The sequence below is a fragment of the Solwaraspora sp. WMMA2056 genome (genome assembly GCF_030345095.1).
Taxonomy (GTDB): Bacteria; Actinomycetota; Actinomycetes; order Mycobacteriales; family Micromonosporaceae; genus Micromonospora_E.
This window is the reverse complement of the sequence record NZ_CP128360.1, coordinates 3,540,941-3,557,199: the sequence shown is the minus strand read 5'-3', so window position 1 is coordinate 3,557,199 and position 16,259 is coordinate 3,540,941. Positions and strand designations below refer to the sequence as shown.

15 protein-coding genes are annotated in these 16,259 nt (G+C 72.9%); 4 read left to right on the top strand and 11 right to left on the bottom strand.

What is annotated here, in order from left to right:
* Position 1: 1 nt before the first annotated feature.
* The 3 genes from ftsL to mraZ all read right to left on the bottom strand — a co-directional run bounded on the left by ftsL (position 2) and on the right by mraZ (position 2,417).
* Positions 2–577 carry a cell division protein FtsL gene (ftsL, locus tag O7608_RS16205; RefSeq protein WP_289205366.1) on the bottom strand — a complete coding sequence of 192 codons (576 nt, stop codon included), beginning with the start codon at positions 575–577 and terminating at the stop codon, positions 2–4.
* A complete protein-coding gene (gene rsmH, locus O7608_RS16200) occupies positions 574–1,722 on the bottom strand; it encodes a 16S rRNA (cytosine(1402)-N(4))-methyltransferase RsmH (protein WP_502959127.1) in 1,149 nt (382 codons plus the stop codon). The genes ftsL and rsmH overlap by 4 nt, the downstream gene beginning before the upstream one ends.
* 263 nt (positions 1,723–1,985) lie before the next feature.
* The gene (gene mraZ / locus O7608_RS16195) at positions 1,986–2,417 is read right to left on the bottom strand and encodes a division/cell wall cluster transcriptional repressor MraZ (RefSeq protein WP_289205365.1); all 432 of its coding nucleotides are present in this window, start codon (positions 2,415–2,417) and stop codon (positions 1,986–1,988) included.
* Positions 2,418–2,909: 492 nt separating this feature from the next.
* Here mraZ and O7608_RS16190 point away from each other — a divergent pair, with 492 nt between their 5' ends.
* From O7608_RS16190 to O7608_RS16180, 3 genes are read left to right on the top strand one after another with little or no spacing between them, the layout of a single operon-like run.
* A complete protein-coding gene (locus O7608_RS16190; RefSeq protein WP_289210919.1) occupies positions 2,910–4,130 on the top strand; it encodes a Mur ligase family protein in 1,221 nt (406 codons plus the stop codon).
* A 40-nt stretch (positions 4,131–4,170) separates the two neighbouring features.
* Positions 4,171–4,869: a type 1 glutamine amidotransferase gene (locus O7608_RS16185; RefSeq protein ID WP_502959216.1), complete on the top strand. Its 699-nt coding sequence runs from the start codon at positions 4,171–4,173 to the stop codon at positions 4,867–4,869.
* Complete coding sequence (locus tag O7608_RS16180; protein ID WP_289205364.1) at positions 4,866–5,621, top strand: TVP38/TMEM64 family protein; 756 nt, start codon at positions 4,866–4,868, stop codon at positions 5,619–5,621. The genes O7608_RS16185 and O7608_RS16180 overlap by 4 nt, the downstream gene beginning before the upstream one ends.
* Here the strand turns inward: O7608_RS16180 and O7608_RS16175 are convergent.
* Entirely contained in the window at positions 5,605–6,432 is an 828-nt protein-coding gene (locus O7608_RS16175; protein ID WP_289205363.1) for an NAD-dependent epimerase/dehydratase family protein, read from the bottom strand. The two genes, O7608_RS16180 and O7608_RS16175, sit on opposite strands and share 17 nt — an antisense overlap.
* 79 nt (positions 6,433–6,511) lie before the next feature.
* Between O7608_RS16175 and O7608_RS16170 the strand changes: the two genes are divergently transcribed.
* A complete protein-coding gene (locus O7608_RS16170) occupies positions 6,512–6,934 on the top strand; it encodes a winged helix-turn-helix transcriptional regulator (RefSeq protein WP_289205362.1) in 423 nt (140 codons plus the stop codon).
* Between the two features lie 60 nt (positions 6,935–6,994).
* On the opposite strand, the gene leuS is transcribed toward O7608_RS16170, so the two are convergent.
* The 7 genes from leuS to mbhE form a co-directional block, all read right to left on the bottom strand.
* On the bottom strand, positions 6,995–9,835 hold the full coding sequence (gene leuS, locus O7608_RS16165; protein ID WP_289205361.1) for a leucine--tRNA ligase: 2,841 nt from the start codon (positions 9,833–9,835) through the stop codon (positions 6,995–6,997).
* A 283-nt stretch (positions 9,836–10,118) separates the two neighbouring features.
* A complete protein-coding gene (gene mnhG, locus O7608_RS16160; protein ID WP_289205360.1) occupies positions 10,119–10,505 on the bottom strand; it encodes a monovalent cation/H(+) antiporter subunit G in 387 nt (128 codons plus the stop codon).
* Positions 10,502–10,717: an MrpF/PhaF family protein gene (locus O7608_RS16155; protein WP_421361537.1), complete on the bottom strand. Its 216-nt coding sequence runs from the start codon at positions 10,715–10,717 to the stop codon at positions 10,502–10,504. The genes mnhG and O7608_RS16155 overlap by 4 nt, the downstream gene beginning before the upstream one ends.
* Positions 10,718–10,755: 38 nt before the next feature.
* Positions 10,756–11,229, bottom strand: a complete 474-nt coding sequence (locus O7608_RS16150) for a Na+/H+ antiporter subunit E (protein WP_289205359.1) — start codon at positions 11,227–11,229, stop codon at positions 10,756–10,758.
* The gene (locus O7608_RS16145) at positions 11,226–12,902 is read right to left on the bottom strand and encodes a monovalent cation/H+ antiporter subunit D family protein (RefSeq protein ID WP_289205358.1); all 1,677 of its coding nucleotides are present in this window, start codon (positions 12,900–12,902) and stop codon (positions 11,226–11,228) included. Before O7608_RS16145 ends, O7608_RS16150 begins: the two co-directional genes overlap by 4 nt.
* Positions 12,899–13,372, bottom strand: a complete 474-nt coding sequence (locus tag O7608_RS32185) for a sodium:proton antiporter (protein WP_502959126.1) — start codon at positions 13,370–13,372, stop codon at positions 12,899–12,901. The genes O7608_RS16145 and O7608_RS32185 overlap by 4 nt, the downstream gene beginning before the upstream one ends.
* Positions 13,369–16,242: a hydrogen gas-evolving membrane-bound hydrogenase subunit E gene (gene mbhE, locus O7608_RS16135; RefSeq protein WP_289205357.1), complete on the bottom strand. Its 2,874-nt coding sequence runs from the start codon at positions 16,240–16,242 to the stop codon at positions 13,369–13,371. The genes O7608_RS32185 and mbhE overlap by 4 nt, the downstream gene beginning before the upstream one ends.
* Between the last annotated feature and the right edge of the window lie 17 nt (positions 16,243–16,259).

Genomic DNA, 16,259 nt, shown 5'->3' with positions numbered 1-16,259 from the left:
CCTACTCCCCTGCCCCCTGTGGGCTGGTGATCGCCGGCTCACCGGTGGCCGGCTGCGGTACGCCGATCACCCGCCCGTCCGGCAGTCGGATGAACGCCGGCGGACCGGACTCGACCAGGCCGAGCTTGCGGGCCTGGGCCGCCAGGTTGTTCGGTGCCTCGTACTGCGCGATCTCCTTCTTCAGCTGCTGCTCCTGCACGTCCAGGCTGGACTGCTGCTGCTGCAGCGTGCCGATCCGGATCGCGTTCTCGTTGATCTTCGTGTTCACCAGCAGCACGCCGAGCACCCCACCGACGACGACCACCAGGATCATCGCGATGAACGGTGCCCGGGGCACCGCGACCGGTGCCGGCGGCGCCACCCGCAGCTGCGGCGGCCCGGCCGGTGCCGTGGTGTCCCTGACCCGGACCTGGTCCGCGGTCATGGGCTGCTCCTGCAGCGCAGCGCTGCCCTGGGTCGCGTAGCCACCCGTCGAGGTGGTACGCCGCGCCGCGGTCCGGCCCCCCGACCGCGGTGCGCCTGCCCGGGCGCTGCGCTGACCGACCTGCCCCGAGCGGTCGCGCTTGTCTACGTTCATCTCCCCTCCCCCTGTTCTTTCGCGTCGCGACCCCCATCGCGACGTCGCCGCCGGCCGGTTGCTCCGTCCGGTGTGGTCCGCCCGGGCGCCGCCGCGCCGGGCCGGTGGTGCGTGGGTGCCGGGCGGGGCCGTTCGCGGGCGGCCCCGCCCTTGTCCCGGGTGGCGGTGCCCACGTCGGCCACCGCCGTCTGTCCGATGCGCTCCGCCGCTCGTAGCCGCACCGACGCCGCGCGTGGGTTGGCCGCGATCTCCGCCTCGCTGGCCAGCTCGGCGCCCCGGGTCAGCAACCGGAACGTCGGGCCGGTGCCGGGCAGTTCGACCGGCAGCTCCAGCGGTGCGCTGCTGCGTACCCTGCCCGCCAGTGACTGCTTGGTGATCCGGTCCTCCAGAGACTGGTAGGACATGACCACCAGGCGGCCACCGACGTGCAGCGCGTCCAGCGCGGCTGGCAGTGCTCTGCGGAGCACTGCCAGCTCCTCGTTTACCTCGATCCGCAGTGCCTGAAACGTTCTCTTCGCGGGGTTTCCCCCAGTTCTTCGGGTAGCGGCCGGAATGGCGGTCTCCACCAGCTCCGCCAGCCGCGCCGACGAGGTGATCCGCCGCCGGGTCCGTTCCCGCACGATCGCCGAAACGATCCGGCTGGCGAACCGCTCCTCGCCGTACTCGCGCAGCACCCGCACCAGGTCGCCGGGGGGATAGTCGTTGACGATCTCCTCGGCGGTCCGGCCACGGCTCTGGTCCATCCGCATGTCCAGCGCCACGTCCCGGGCGTAGGAAAAACCGCGGTCGGCGGCGTCGAGCTGCAGCGACGACACCCCGAGATCGAACAACACGCTGTCCACCCGGGACAGTTCGAGCTCGTCGAGCACCGTGGGCAGCTCGTCGTAGACCGCGTGGACCAGGTGGACCCGGTCGGCGTACGCACCGAGCCGGTCCCGGGCGTGCGCCAGCGCCTCCCGGTCCCGGTCGAGCCCGACCAGGGTCACCGAAGGAAAGGCCGCCAGGACCGCCTCGGCGTGCCCGCCGAGCCCGAGGGTGGCGTCGACGTGTACGGCTGCCCGGTCACCGCGACCGAGCGCGGGAGCGAGCAGCTCGAGACACCGCTCGAGCAGCACCGGTACGTGCGTACCGCGAAGCTCCCCCATGTCGACCCCCAGTGACCCTGCCTGCCGTCTTGTCCGCGCCCGGTTGCCCGTGTCGCCGCCCGTCGTACCGCCAGATCCCCATCCGCTCTACTCCCGCCCACCGGCGAACCGTTGCTGGAAACACGCGCCTGGCGCCGGGGAAGTGGCGCCAGGTGCGGGAGCGGCTGGAGATCTCGCAGTACGTCGGGCGACCGGTGCCGACTGGTGGCTCTCGCGTCAGCCACCGCCGCCGGCCGCCGCCAGCGTGTCGACCATCCGTTGCCCTACAGCCCGCCGGGCAGCACCCCCTCCTCGATGTCCGCGAAGTCGTCCTCGCTCTCGGAGAGGTAGTGCTCCCAGGCCTGCCGATCCCAGATCTCGACGCGGCTGCTGGCACCGATCACCACCAGGTCACGGGCGAGGCCGGCGTACTCGCGCAGATGCGCCGGGATGGTCACCCGGCCCTGCTTGTCCGGCACCTCGTCGTGCGCGCTGGCGAAGAAGACCCGGCTGTACGCCCGGGCCGCCTTGTGCGTCATCGGCTGGGTGCGCAACTGGTCGGCGATCCGCTGGAACTCCGGCATCGGGAACACGTACAGGCAGCGTTCCTGTCCCTTGGTGATCACGACACCTCCCGCCAGCTCGTCCCGGAACTTGGCTGGAAGGATCAACCGGCCCTTGTCGTCCAGGCGCGGAGTATGGGTGCCGAGAAACACGGCCCAACCCCCCTTGCCCTTGTACGGCATTCGCGGTGCCGCATCCCCCGGGGCCGGCGGGCCCTCCCGGCCCCGCCATTGCGCCCCACTCTACTCCACTTCCCTCCACCTGCAACCAGAATCGCGGCCGGAACACGCCCAATTGCTCGACAAAACCGCACGTCAATCGGGGTGGTGCCAGGTGGAGGGCACGGCGACGCGACGCCGGTCCACTTTCCGACAGGGACCGTCGAATTCCCGCCCGGTACGGCGTTGCCGAACGGATTCACCCCCCGGACGGCCAATTCCGCCCACCCGCGCACCCGTTCCGCCCACCCGCGCACCCGGCGGGCGGCGGCGGTGGAGGAAAGTGGAGTGCCGCACGGGCGGGTCCGGACACCGGGCACGCACCACCGCAGGGGCCGCACCGCACCCCGCACGGGCCAACCGCCTGCGTGCGTCGATCGCCGCCGGGTGGGGTCCGGTAACCTCGCTCGCGTGACGGACGCGAAGATGCCTCTGCGGGCGAAGGTGGCAAGTTCGGTGTCGCGCACCGCTGCGGCGTTGTCGCGGGCCGCTGGACGCGGCGACGGTTCGGTGATCGGCGGCTGGCTCGGACTCAAGATCGACCCGGAGCTACTGGCCCACCTGGCCGCCGGTCGGGCGATCGCGCTGGTCTCCGGCACCAACGGCAAGACGACCACCACCCGGCTGGCGGCCGCGGCGGTCGGCGTCCTCGGCCGGGTCGCCACCAACTCGTTCGGTGCCAACATGCCCACCGGCCACACCTCCGCGCTGGCCAAGGCCGGCGTGACGCCGTACGCCGTGCTCGAAGTCGACGAGCACTACCTGGCCCAGGTGCTGGAGGCCACCAACCCCCGGGTGGTCGCCCTGCTCAACCTCTCCCGCGACCAGCTCGACCGGGCCAAGGAGGTGGCGATGATGGCCCAACTGTGGCGGGTGGCGCTGGCCGAGCACCAGCACGTCAAGGTCATCGCCAACGCCGACGACCCGATGGTGGTGTGGGCCGCCGCCACCGCCGGTGCCGTCTCCTGGTTCAGTGCCGGCCAACGCTGGCACGACGACTCCTGGGTCTGCCCGGAGTGCGGTTCGGCAATCCAACGCGCCGAGAACCAGTGGTGGTGCAACGGCTGTCCGCTGCGGCGCCCGGATCCCGAGTGGGTGGTCGACGAGGACGGCGTCATCGACCCGACCGGCGCCTGGCACAAGGTGGTGCTGCAACTGCCCGGGCAGGTCAACATCGGCAACGCGGCCACCGCGCTGGCGGTGGCGGCGGAGTTCGGCGTACGGCCGGTGGACGCGGTGACCCGGCTGGCCGCGGTGACCTCGGTCGCCGGCCGGTACGCCCAGGTGGTCCGCAACGGACGTAACATCCGGCTGCTGCTGGCCAAGAACCCGGCCAGCTGGCTGGAGGCGTTCGACATGGCCGAGCAGGCACCGACCCTGTTGTCGATCAACGCCCGGGATCCCGACGGGCTCGACACCTCCTGGTTGTTCGACGTCGACTTCTCGCCGCTGCGCGGCCGGCAGGTGCTCATCACCGGCGACCGGGCGTTCGACCTGGCCGTCCGGCTGGAGATCAACGACGTACCGTTCCTGCACGTGGCGACGCTGAACGCGGCGATCGCCTCGGTCCCGCCGGGGCGGCTGGAGGTCATCGCCAACTACACCGCATTCCAGGACATCCGAGCGGAGCTGGACCGTGTCAACTGAGTCCTTCCCGGCCATCGGCCCGTCGATCGGCGGGCCCAGCGTGCTGCGACTGGTCTGGATCTACCCGGACCTGCTGTCCACCTACGGCGACCGGGGCAACCTGCTGATCCTGGCCAAGCGGGCACAGCAGCGCGGGATCCCGGTCGAGCTGACCGAGATCCGCTCCGACCAGGCGGTGCCGCAGGCCGCCGACATCTACCTGCTGGGCGGCGGCGAGGACGGCCCGCAGGCGCTCGCCGCGCAGCGGCTGCGCGCCGACGGCGGGCTGCACCGGGCGGTCAGCCAGGGTTCGGTGATCTTCGCGGTCTGCGCCGGCTACCAACTGCTGGGGACCTCGTTCTTCGCCAAGGGCACCCGGTGCACCGGGCTGGAACTGCTCGACCTGCACTCCGACCGGGGCCCCAGCCGGGCGGTCGGCGAACTCGCCGGCGACATCGACCCCCGGCTCGGTCTGCCGCCGCTGAGCGGCTTCGAGAACCACGGTGGCCGCACCCACCTGGGCGCCGGCGTGTCGCCGCTGGCCCGGGTCACCGCCGGGGTGGGCAACGACGGTGCCAGCGAAGGTGCCTGGCGCGGCAACATTCTGGGCACGTACGCGCACGGCCCGGCGCTGGCCCGCAACCCGGCGCTGGCCGACCTGCTGCTGCGCTGGGCGATCGGTGCCGCCAGTCTGCCGCCGCTCAACGACATGTGGGCCGACCGGCTGCGGGCCGAACGGATGGCCGCGATCCGGGTATGAGGCGACTGCGGCAGGCGCTGCGCGAACCGGCGGTGGCCCGGTTCGCGGCCCTGCTCGCGCTGATCGCCGGCTGCGGACTGCTGGTCCTGCTGATCCCCCGGCCCGACCTGGCGGCCCTGTCCGGCCTGCCGGACCGGCTCGGCATGGCCGCACCGGTGCTGGCCGTGGTCGGCGGCGCGCTGCTGCTGACCGTCCTGGTGCCCCGGACCTTCATCACGCTGACCTGGGGTGCGCTGTTCGGCCCGGTGGCCGGGGCCGGCTACAGCCTGGCCGCGGCGACGCTGGCGGCGCTGATCGGCTTCGGTGTCGGCCGCTGGCTCGGCCGCGAGTACGTCGCCAGCCGCACCTCGGCGGCGCCGGCGGGCGGCCTGGCCGGCCGGACCGGTCGGGTCCGGCTGCGGCTGGCCCAGCTGGACCGGTGGTTCACCACTCAGAGCGTGCTGGGCGTGGTGACGGTCCGGCTGCTGCCGGTCAGCGGCTTCGGGATGGTCAGCCTCGGCTACGGCACCACCGGGGTACGGCTGACCCCGTTCCTGATCGGCAGTGTGCTCGCCTCGACGCCGACCGCCGTCGGCTACGCGGTGCTCGGCGCGGCCGTGGTCGCTCCCGGTGAGGTCAACTGGCTGGCCGCCGCGCCCGCCGGGCTGGGCGCGGCGGCCACCGTCGTCCTGCTGGTGCGGTGGCGCCGCGCGGTCCGCGCCAGTGCCGCCGCCGCCCGCGTCCCCGACCACGACGTCACCGCGCCGGCGTAGCTGGACCGGGCCGGGACGACGCCGCCACGGCCGCCGCGACGTCGAGTGGATCGGCCGGGTCGCGACCGAGCAGCCGGACGAGATCGTCGCCGCCGGCACCGAGCATCCCGTGTCGCACCGCGCTCGCGATCGACACCAGCATCGGCGGTTGGAACGGCAGCAGACCCGCTGTGTCCGCCAGCCGGGCGCGGTACGCCCCCAGACCGATGGTGCGGTGTCCGACGCCGAGCCGGGCCGCGACCTCATCGGCGGTCACCGGCCGGCCGACCAGGTCATAGCGGCGGCCGGCATGCTCCGACGCGGCGACGGCGACCAGCGCGGCGGCCTCGGCCAGGTCGGCCCGGGCGACAGCGGCCAGGGACCCGGTGCCGAAGGCCGACTCCAGCCCCTGCGGGCCCCAGGTGAGCAGCGCTCCGAACAGTTCGGCGTACAGCCCGTTGCGCAGTACCGTCCAGCCCAGGCCGCTGGCGGCCAGCAGCTGTTCGGTGACCCGGTGGGCCAGCGCGAAGCCGAGATGGTCGCCCGCCGTGGTCAGGCTGGTGTACACCACCTGGTCGACCCCGTCGCGGACGGCGGCGTCGACGACCGCCCGGTGGCGGGCGATCACCTGGTCGTCCTCGGCGTAGCCGGCGGAGACCAGCACCAGCGTCCGGACGCCGCGCAGATCGAGGTCGGCCGGCCGGTCGAAGTCCAGGTGCCGCAGACCCGGGCGCGGTGACCGGCTGGCACCGGTGACCGGTGCCCCGCTGCGGCCCAGCCGGTCGACGATGGCCGCGCCGAGGTGTCCGGTGGCACCCGTGACAAGGATCATTGAGGACGTCCTCCTGCTCGCCGTAGCTTCCTGCGGCGATCGTCCCGTCCCCTGTCGGCACCGACAAGAAGGCACTCTCATGTCACCCACGCACACCGTGGTAACCACCCCGGCCGCACAGCTGGAGCCGTGTGGGCGCGCCGAGCATCCCGACTGCGGCATCCGCGACGTGCTGGACCGGCTCGGCGACCGGTGGTCGGTCCTGGTCGTGGTCGAGTTGGCGGCCGGGCCCCGGCGCTTCCGCCAGCTGCAACGGTCGATCGACGGCATCTCGCAGCGCATGCTCACGCTCACCGTCCGCCGGCTGGAGCGGGACGGGCTGGTGGCCCGTACCGTCTATCCGACCGTCCCCGCCCAGGTCGACTACCGGCTGACCGACGTCGGCGCCAGCCTGACCCACCTGGTCAAGGCGCTGGCCGACTGGTCACTCGCGCACCGACCGGTGATCGCCGCCGCCCGCCAGCGCTACGACGACCGCACCGGCGAGCACCCGGCCGGCTGAACCCGGGCCGGCCCGCAGCTGACGCTGCGGGCCGGCACGCCGGCACCAGGAGCCCTGGCCTCAGGGGACCACGCTGACCATCCGGCCCGGGACCACGATCACCTTGCGCGGCGTACGGCCGCCCAGGTGTTCGGCGACGGCGGCCAGCGCGGCGGTCCGTACCTCTTCCTCGGCGGCCTCGGCCGGCACCTCCACGCGCCCCCGGACCTTCCCCGCCACCTGCACCGGGTAGGTCACCGACGCGGCCCGCAGCAGCGCCGGGTCGGCCACCGGGAAATCGGCGTACGCCAGCGAGCCGGTGTGGCCCAGCCGCTGCCACAGCTCCTCCGCCACGTGCGGGGCGAACGGCGCCAGCATCAGGACCAGCGGCTCGGCCGCCTCCCGGGGCGTCGCGGGCAGCCGGGTCAGCGCGTTGGTCAGCTCGATCAGCTTCGCGATCGCCGTGTTGAACCGCAGCCCGTCCATGTCGGCGCGGACACCGTCGACGATCCGGTGCGTCAGCCGGCGGACCTCGTCGGCGGCGGGCGCGTCGGTCACCCGGGACGCGCCGGTGTGCTCGTCGACCAGGGCCCGCCACACCCGCTGCAGGAACCGGTACGAACCGACGACCGCCCGGGTCTCCCAGGGACGGGAGACCTCCAGCGGGCCCATCGACATCTCGTACACCCGGAACGTGTCGGCGCCGTAGGCCTCGCACATCTCGTCCGGGGTGACCACGTTGCGCAGGCTCTTGCCCATCTTGCCGTACTCGCGGTCGACCGCGACGTCGCCGTGGAACCAGCCGCCGTCGCGTTCGGTCACCTCGGCCGCGTCGACGTAGGCGCCCCGCGCGTCGGTGTACGCGTACGCCTGGATGTAGCCCTGGTTGAACAGCCGGCGGAACGGTTCGACGCTGGAGACGTGCCCCAGGTCGAACAGCACCTTGTGCCAGAACCGGGCGTACAGCAGGTGCAGCACGGCGTGCTCGACACCGCCGACGTACAGGTCGACGCCGCCGCAGTCGGTCGCCGACGCCGGCCCCATCCAGTACCGCTCGTTGGCCGGGTCGACGAACGCTTCGCTGTTGGTCGGGTCGGCGTAGCGCATCTCGTACCAGCAGGAGCCGGCCCACTGCGGCATCGTGTTGGTCTCCCGGCGGTAGCGCTGCCGGCCGGCGGGGGCCCCCGGCACCCCGGTCAGGTCCAGCTCCACCTCGACCCACTCGGTGGCCCGCGACAGCGGCGTCTCCGGGTCGGACCCGGCGTCGTCGGGGTCGAAGGTACGCGGCGAGAAGTCGTCGACCTCGGGCAGCTCCAGCGGCAGCATGCTCTCCGGCAGCGGGATCGGCAGACCGGTTTCGTCGTAGACGATCGGGAACGGCTCGCCCCAGTAGCGTTGCCGGCTGAACAGCCAGTCCCGCAGCCGGTAGGTGACCGCGCCCCGGCCGTGGCCGCCCGCCTCCAGCCAGGCGATGATCCGTTCCTTGGCCTCGGTCACCGCCAGGCCGTCGAGGAAGTCACTGTTCATCGCCGGCCCGTCACCGGTGTACGCCTTGCCGGTGAAGCCCTCCGGCGGCGTCACCGTCCGCACGATCGGCAGGTCGAACACCTCGGCGAAGTCCCAGTCCCGCTCGTCCTGGGCGGGCACCGCCATGATCGCCCCGGTGCCGTAGCCGGCCAGCACGTAGTCGGCGATGAAGATCGGCAGTCGTGCGCCGTTGACCGGGTTCGTGGCGTACGCACCGACGAAGACCCCGGACTTGTCCCGGCTCTCGGCCTGCCGCTCGGCGTCGGTGCGGCCGGCGGCCTGCTTGCGGTACGCCTCGACCGCCTCGGCCGGGGTGGCGTGCCCGCCGGTCCACGCCGGCCGGGTGCCCTCCGGCCAGGCCACCGGCACCAGCGCATCGACCAGGGTGTGCTCGGGAGCCAGCACCATGTAGGTGGCACCGAAGACGGTGTCCGGGCGGGTGGTGAAGACCTCGATCGGCGCGGCGTCGGTCGGGAAGGTGATATGCGCACCGGTGGACCGGCCGATCCAGTTGCGCTGCATCAGCTTGATCGGCTCCGGCCAGTCCAGCAGCTCCAGGTCGTCCAGCAGCCGGTCGGCGTACGCGGTGATCCGCATCATCCACTGACGCAGGTTGCGCTTGAAGACCGGGAAGTTGCCACGCTCGGAGCGGCCGTCGGCGGTGATCTCCTCGTTGGCCAGTACGGTGCCCAGGCCCGGACACCAGTTGACCGGTGCCTCGGAGATGTACGCCAGCCGGTGTGCGTCGACCGCCTCGCGCTGCTCCCGGTCGGTCAGCTCCGACCAGGCCCGCCCGTCGGGGGTGGCCCGCTGCCCGGACTCGTACGCGGCGATCAGCTCGCTGACCGGGCGGGCCCGGCCGGCGTCGGCGTCGTACCAGGAGTTGAAGACCTGCAGGAAGATCCACTGAGTCCAGCGGTAGAACTCGACGTCGGTGGTGGCCACCGACCGCCGGTCGTCGTGGGCCAGCCCCAGCATGCGCAGCTGGGCCCGGTACCGCTCGATGTTGGCCTCGGTGGTGGTCCTGGGGTGCTGACCGGTCTGCACCGCGTACTGCTCGGCGGGCAGGCCGAACGCGTCGAAGCCCATCGCGTGCAGCACGTTGCGCCCGGCCATCCGCTGGTAGCGGCCGTAGCAGTCGGTGCCGATGAAGCCCAGCGGGTGACCGACGTGCAGCCCGGCCCCGGAGGGGTACGGAAACATGTCCAGCAGGAAGAGCTTGTCGGCGCCGGCACGCGGATGCTCCGGGTCGGCCAGCGGGCCGGTCGGGTTGGGCGCGTGGAACGTACCGTCCTGTTCCCAGCGCTGCTGCCACCGCCGTTCGATCTCGCCCGCCATCGCGGCGGTGTACCGGTACGGGGGGATGTCCGCTCCGGTCTCGGCTGCCTCGCTCATCGTCGGTCGCCACCTCAGGTATCGGTCGTGGGCTGTCATCTGTCGGTTCGGGGGCCGGGCGTCGGCCCGGGTCCGGGGGTACCCGGGCATGAAAAAACCCCTCGCGCAGGAGGGGTCGCCGTGCTGTCGCCACCGGGCGGGGGCCGTCGTGGGTCAGGCCTCCGGGTGGGTCAGCACGGCCGGAGAAGGAGCAGGAAGGCACCGGCCATACCGGCAGTCTACCGGTACCCGCAACTCACATCGACGGGCCTGCCGAGGTCCGCCGTACCCGTCGCGGGCTCGCTCAGTCGCGGCCCCGACCGGGCTGGGTCGCGGTGTCGTCCAGATCCGTTCCGGTCCGCGCCGCCGGCTCGGCGAGGTCGTCGAACCGGCTCTGCGCCGACATCGGCGTACCGGACCGGTACGCGGCCCGGGCCAGCGCGTACCCGCCGACCGGGGCGGTGAGCAGCTGCAGAAGGATGGCCACGGTCACCACGACAGCGGTACGCGGGCTCGGCAGCAGGGTCAGCACGCCGAGCAGGATCAGGGTCAGGCCCAGGCTGGCCGCCTTGGCGACGGCGTTCATCCGGTTGTAGATGTCCGGTAGCCGCAGCAGCCCGACCGCGGTGATCCCGATCAGCAGGGTGCCGGCGCCCAGTAGCACCGTGGCGAGGATCGTCGAGACGTTCACCGGCTCCTCCGTTCCACCAGGCGGGCGAGCGCGACGGTCGCCAGGAAACCGACCAGGGTCGCGGTCAGCACGAGGTCCAGCAGGGCAGGGATCCGCAGCCGGGCGGCCAGGACCGCGACGGCGGCGATGAAGACGAAGAAGCCGAAGTCGAGCGCGGCGGCCCGGTCGGCGTCGGTCGGCCCGACGACGAGCCGGACGATCGCGGCCAGCATGGCCGCCGCGAGTACGCCGAGGACGAGATCGAGTCCGGTCACGACGGGTTCACCTCCGGTCGTACCTGGTCGCCGACGTCGCCGGGGTGGTCGCCGGAGCGCTCACCGGACCGGTCGCCGGTGTCGCGGACCGGCCGGACCGCGGGCAGCATGCGGTCCTGCAGCCGGGCGAGTTCGGCGCGGAAGGTCTGCGGGTCCTCCGCGTGCATGCCGTGGACGAACAACGTCGGCGGGTCCTGGCGGATCGCCACGGTCAGCGTCCCCGGGGTGAGCCCCACCGCCAACGCCATCAGCACGACCTCGGTCGGGGTCCGGGTCCGCAGCCGGATCTCCACGATCCCCGGCGACAGACCGCTGCCCGGGGTGACGATCTCCCGGGCGACGACGAGGTTGGCGACCACCAGTCGTACGGCGAAGTAGCCGATGAACCGTGACACCCGGACGGCCCGCAGCGCGAACCGCCCCGGCAGGCTCGCCCGCCAGCCGGTGCCGGTGCCGCCGCGCCCGCTCATCGCCCGGTCACCGCCTCGACGTACGCCTGCGGGTCGATCAGGCCGGCGGCGGCCACGGCGGCCAGGTCGAGCAGGGGCGCGGCGGCCGGACCGAGCAGCAGGGTGGCCACCGTCAGCGCCAGCGCCGGCAGGGTCATGGCCGCCCCGATCCGCGCCGGCGGCCGAACCCCGACCTGCTCACGGACCCCGACCTGCTCACCGGCATCGACCGGGGCACGGACCCCGGCCTGCTCACCGGCATCGACCGGGGCGCGGACGTCGACCTGCTCACCGGCGCTGACCGGGGCACGGACACCGGCCGGGGCGTCCGGCTCGGGCCGCGCCGCCGAGCCTGCGGAGTTGGGTGCCCGGGTGACGCCGGCCGGGCCGGCCGGACCCGACGGCGGCTCGCCCCAGAAGACCAGGTCCCAGATTTTGATCATCGAGATGAGCGTGCCCAGGCTGACCACCACCGCGACGGTGAAGATCAGGTAGTCGCCGTCGGCCGCCGCCGCCCGCAGCAGGAGGAACTTGGCCAGGAATCCGGAGAACGGCGGCATCCCGGCCAGCGACAGGGCCGCGCCGACGAACGCGAGTGCGAGCAGCCGGTGCACCGCCGCGAGACCGCCGAGCCGGTCCAACCGGTCGGTGCCGTAGCCCACCGTCACCGCTCCCGCGCACAGGAACAGGGCCGCCTTGACCAGGATGTACTGGACCAGGAAGAAGATCGCGGCGGTCAGCGCCGCCGGGCTGAACACCGCCAGCCCGATCAGCAGGTAGCCGATCTGACTGACCATGTGGAAGGCCAGCACCGTACGCATGGTGTGCTCACCGAGCGCGCCCAGCACCCCGATCACCATCGTGACCGAGGCGGCGAGCCCGATGAGCCACTGGTACGGCACGGCGCCGTCGTAGACCACCGCGACGATCCGCAGGATCGCGTAGACGCCCACCTTGGTCAGGATCCCGGAGAACAGCGCGGTCACCACCGGGGGCGCGTACGGGTAGCTGCGCGGCAGCCAACCGTGCAGCGGCACCACGGCGGCCTTGACCGCCAGGGCCAGCAGCACGACCGCCCCGGCGATGGCCAGTCCGCCCGACCCGCTGGCGCCCGCACCGGCCAGTTCACCGAGGTCGACGGTGCCGGCAACGGCGTAGACCAGCCCCACCCCGGCCAGGAAGATCGTCGAGGCCAGCAGATTGACCGTGACGTAGACCCGCCCGGCGGTGATCCGCTCCCGCCCGCCGCCGGTGGTCAGCAGCACGTACGAGGGCACCAGCATGACCTCGACCATGACGAAGAGGTTGAACAGGTCGGCGGTGAGGAAGGCCCCGTACGCGCCGGCGCTGCTGATCAGCACCAGCGGTACGAAGTAGGGTCGCCGGTCGTCACCGGATCCGGCGGCGAACACGCCGCAGGCCAGTTGCACCGCCGCCACCGTGACGATCAGCAGGGCGCTGAGCGTGTCCGCCGCGAGGCTGATCGCGATGCCGGCCGGCCAGCCGCCGATCCGTTCGGCGACGACGTCGCCGTCGCGAACATCGGCGAGCAGGAGGACGCCGACGACCACCACGACCGCTGAGGTCGCCAGCCAGCCGGCCCGGTGCAGCACCGCACGCCCGGGCAGCGCGGTCAGCAGCCCGGCGACCACCAGCGGCAGCACGATCGGAAGCACCAGCGCCGTGCCGTTCATCGGCCCTCCCGCTTCCGGTCGGTGCCGGCGGTTGCGTCATCCCGGGCAAGTTCGTCGGTGACCGCTCGTGGTTCGGTCAGCACCGGCTCGCCCGGCGCGCCGGCCGCCGGCCCGGCCGGCGGGGCCGGCCGCTGCGCTGCCGGAGTCGGCGACGGCTCACCGAGTTCGAGATCGGGCCGGTCGCGCTCAGGTGGGCTGGCCAGGGTGAGGGCGAGCAGGTACACGGTGATCCCGAAGGTGATGACGATGGCGGTCAACGCGAACGCCTGGGGCAACGGGTCGGCGGTGGTGGCAAGGTCCACCTCGCCCAGCGGTGGTTCCCTGCGCCACAGCCCGCCGGCGGCCAGCAGCAGGGCGTTGACGGCGTGCCCGAGCAGGACGAATCCGATGATCACCCGGATCAGGCCCCGGTGCAGGATCAGGTACACCCCGGCGGCGGTCAGGATGCCGACCATCAGCGCCACGGTCATCGTGTCGGCACCTCCTGGGTGGCCCCGGTGGGTGCCGCCGCAGCCGTGGCGGATCGTCGCGGCTCGACGACCGGCCGCACGTCGGTCGCGCCCAGCCGGTCCACCGCCGCGGTGACCAGTCCGACCACCATCAGGTAGATGCCGACGTCGAACAGCGTCACCGGGGTGACGGACAACCCGAGCGCCGACACCGACGGGGTGTGCTGCGGAGTGAGGAACGGCTCGCCGAGCAGCAGCGCGGACAGCCCCACGGCCAGGCAGGTCAGCAGCCCGACGGCCAGCAGCGGAGCCGGCCGTAGCCAGCGCCGCACGGTCGCCCGGCTGCCCCCGTAGGCCAACTGCCCGAGACCGATCGCGGCCCCCGCGACCAGCGCGGCGATGAAGCCACCGCCGGGTTCGTCGTGGCCACGCAGGAACAGGTACGCGGAGACGACGAGCATCACCGGGGTGAGCAGCCGGTGCGCGAACCGCAGTACCAGGTCGGGGCCGCCACCGCCGGTGCCGCCGGACCCGTCGGTCGCGCCGGTGCCGCCAGCCGCGCTGGACGCGCCGGTACCGTCGGGGCCGTCTCCGGCGCGGCCGACCTGGCCGGCCCGGAACAGTCCGATCAGGCCGAGCGCCACGGCGACCAGGACGCTGGCCTCGCCGAGGGTGTCGAACGCCCGGAAGTCGACCAGGATCACGTTGACCACGTTCTCGCCGCCGGTCTGCGGCTCGGCGGTACGCAGGAAGTAGTCCCCGGCTGTCGACAACTCCCGACGGCCGGTCAGGGCCAGCGTGGCCACGACGGCGACGATGCCGGCGGCGGCCGCGAGCGCGCCAGCGAAGAAGCTCACCGGTTGCCGCCCGGCCCCGGGCAGCCGGGCCGGCAACCGCCGCAGCACGAGCATCCCGACCACCGCGGTCAGCACTTCGACCAGCATCAACGTCAGCGCGACGTCCGGCGCGCCGGCGAGCAGGAACCAGGTGGCGACCAGCAGGCCGACCAGGCCGAGCAGCGCGATCGCGGCCAGTGCCGAACGGACCGTCACGATCCCGGCGGTCGCCACCGCCACGAGCACCAGCAGTGGCCAGTCGCCGACGGCGGGGCCCGTGGGCGGCCACAACGGTGACGGCGGCGACGACGCGAGCGCCCAACTGCCGACCGCGCCCAGCAGCACCAGCACCAGCACCGGTCGGAACAGGTGGGCACCGGGCGAGTCGTAGCGGGCCGGCCGGCCGACCAGATGGCCCAGCCGCAGCAGCGCCGCGTAGCCGCGGTCGAACATGGTCGCGCCGGCGGGTGGCAACGGCACCGCGTGCACGATCCGGTCGACCCGGGCGCGGGCGGCGAACAACGCGAAGCCGAGCCCGACGGTCAGCACCGACAGTCCCAGCGCCGGGGTGAACCCGTGCCAGAACGCCACGTACGGTGGTTCCCCGCCCGGGTCGGCGTTGCGCGCGGCCCGGTCGATCAGCGGGCCGAGCAGGGCGGCGGCCGGGCCGAGCACCAGGCTGAGCAACGCCGCCACCCCGGCCGGGGCGAGGAAGGTCAGCGCCGGCTCGTACAGGTCGGGTTGCCGGGTGGGCCCGGCGAAGGTCTCGTAGACGATCCGCGCGCCGTAGGCGAAGGTCAGCACCGACGCGGACACGGCCAGCACCTCGGCGGTCGGGCTCAGCCAGGGCTCCACCCCGGTCGTGATCAACGCTTCGAAGATCGCTTCCTTGCTGACGAAGCCGAGCAGCGGGGCCAGCCCGGCCATCGACATCGCCGCGAGCCCGGTCAGCGTCGCGGTCACCGGCATCACCCGCCGCAGCCCGGACAGCTGACGGATGTCGCGGCTGCCGGCCTCCCGGTCGATGATGCCGACGAGCATGAACAGGGTGGCCTTGAACAGCGCGTGGGCCACCGTGTGCAGCACGGCGGCGGCCAGGGCGGCCGTGGTGCCGACCCCGATCACCCCGACCAGCAGGCCCAGCTGGCTCACCGTCGAGTAGGCCAGCATCGCCTTGAGGTCGTGTTGGCGCAACGCCAGGAAGGCACCGAGCACGGCGGTCCCGAGCCCGCCGAGGACCAGGGTGATGGTCCAGGCCGGCTGGTCGGCGTAGATCGGCGAGAAGCGGATCAGCAGGTAGATGCCGGCCTTGACCATCGTGGCCGCGTGCAGGTACGCGCTGACCGGGGTGATCGCCACCATCGCGCTGGGCAGCCAGAAGTGGAACGGGAACTGCGCCGACTTGGTGAACGCCGCCACGATCAGCAACGCCCCGACCGCCCAGGCCGCCGGGGAGGCGAGCAACCGGTCCGGGTGAGCCAGAATCGTGGTGAGGTCACTGGTCCCGAGGGTGCCGGCCAGGACCACGACGGCGGCCAGCAACGCCAGTCCGCCGCCGGCGGTGACCAGCAGGGCCCGGGTCGCCGGCCGGGCCGCCGCCGGACTGGCCAGGCCGATCAGGAAGAACGAGCAGAGCGTGGTCAGTTCCCAGAACAGGAACAGCAGCACCACGTCGGACGCGAAGACCAGGCCGAGCATCGCGACGGTGAACAGGGTCAGCAGCGTGTAGAGGCTGGTGTACCGGCTGTCCGGGGTGAGATAGCGCGGGCAGTACATCATGATCAGCGCGCCGACGCCGAGCACGAGCAGCCCGAAGACCATCGACAGGCCGTCCAGACGTAGCGCGAACGCCACCTCCAGTGACGGCAGCCACGGCGCGGTGACCGCGATCGCGCCGTTGTCGAGCATCACCGGCATCCGCGAGGCGAGCAGTCCGCAGCTGACCAGGTAGCCGAGGGCGAGCGGGTATCCGGCGTCGCGGCCGAGCAGGCGGGTGAGCAGTGGTGCGGTGGCGGCGAGTCCGGTCAGCAGGACCAGCACCGCGACCATGGTCAACGCCGAACTCCCCTACC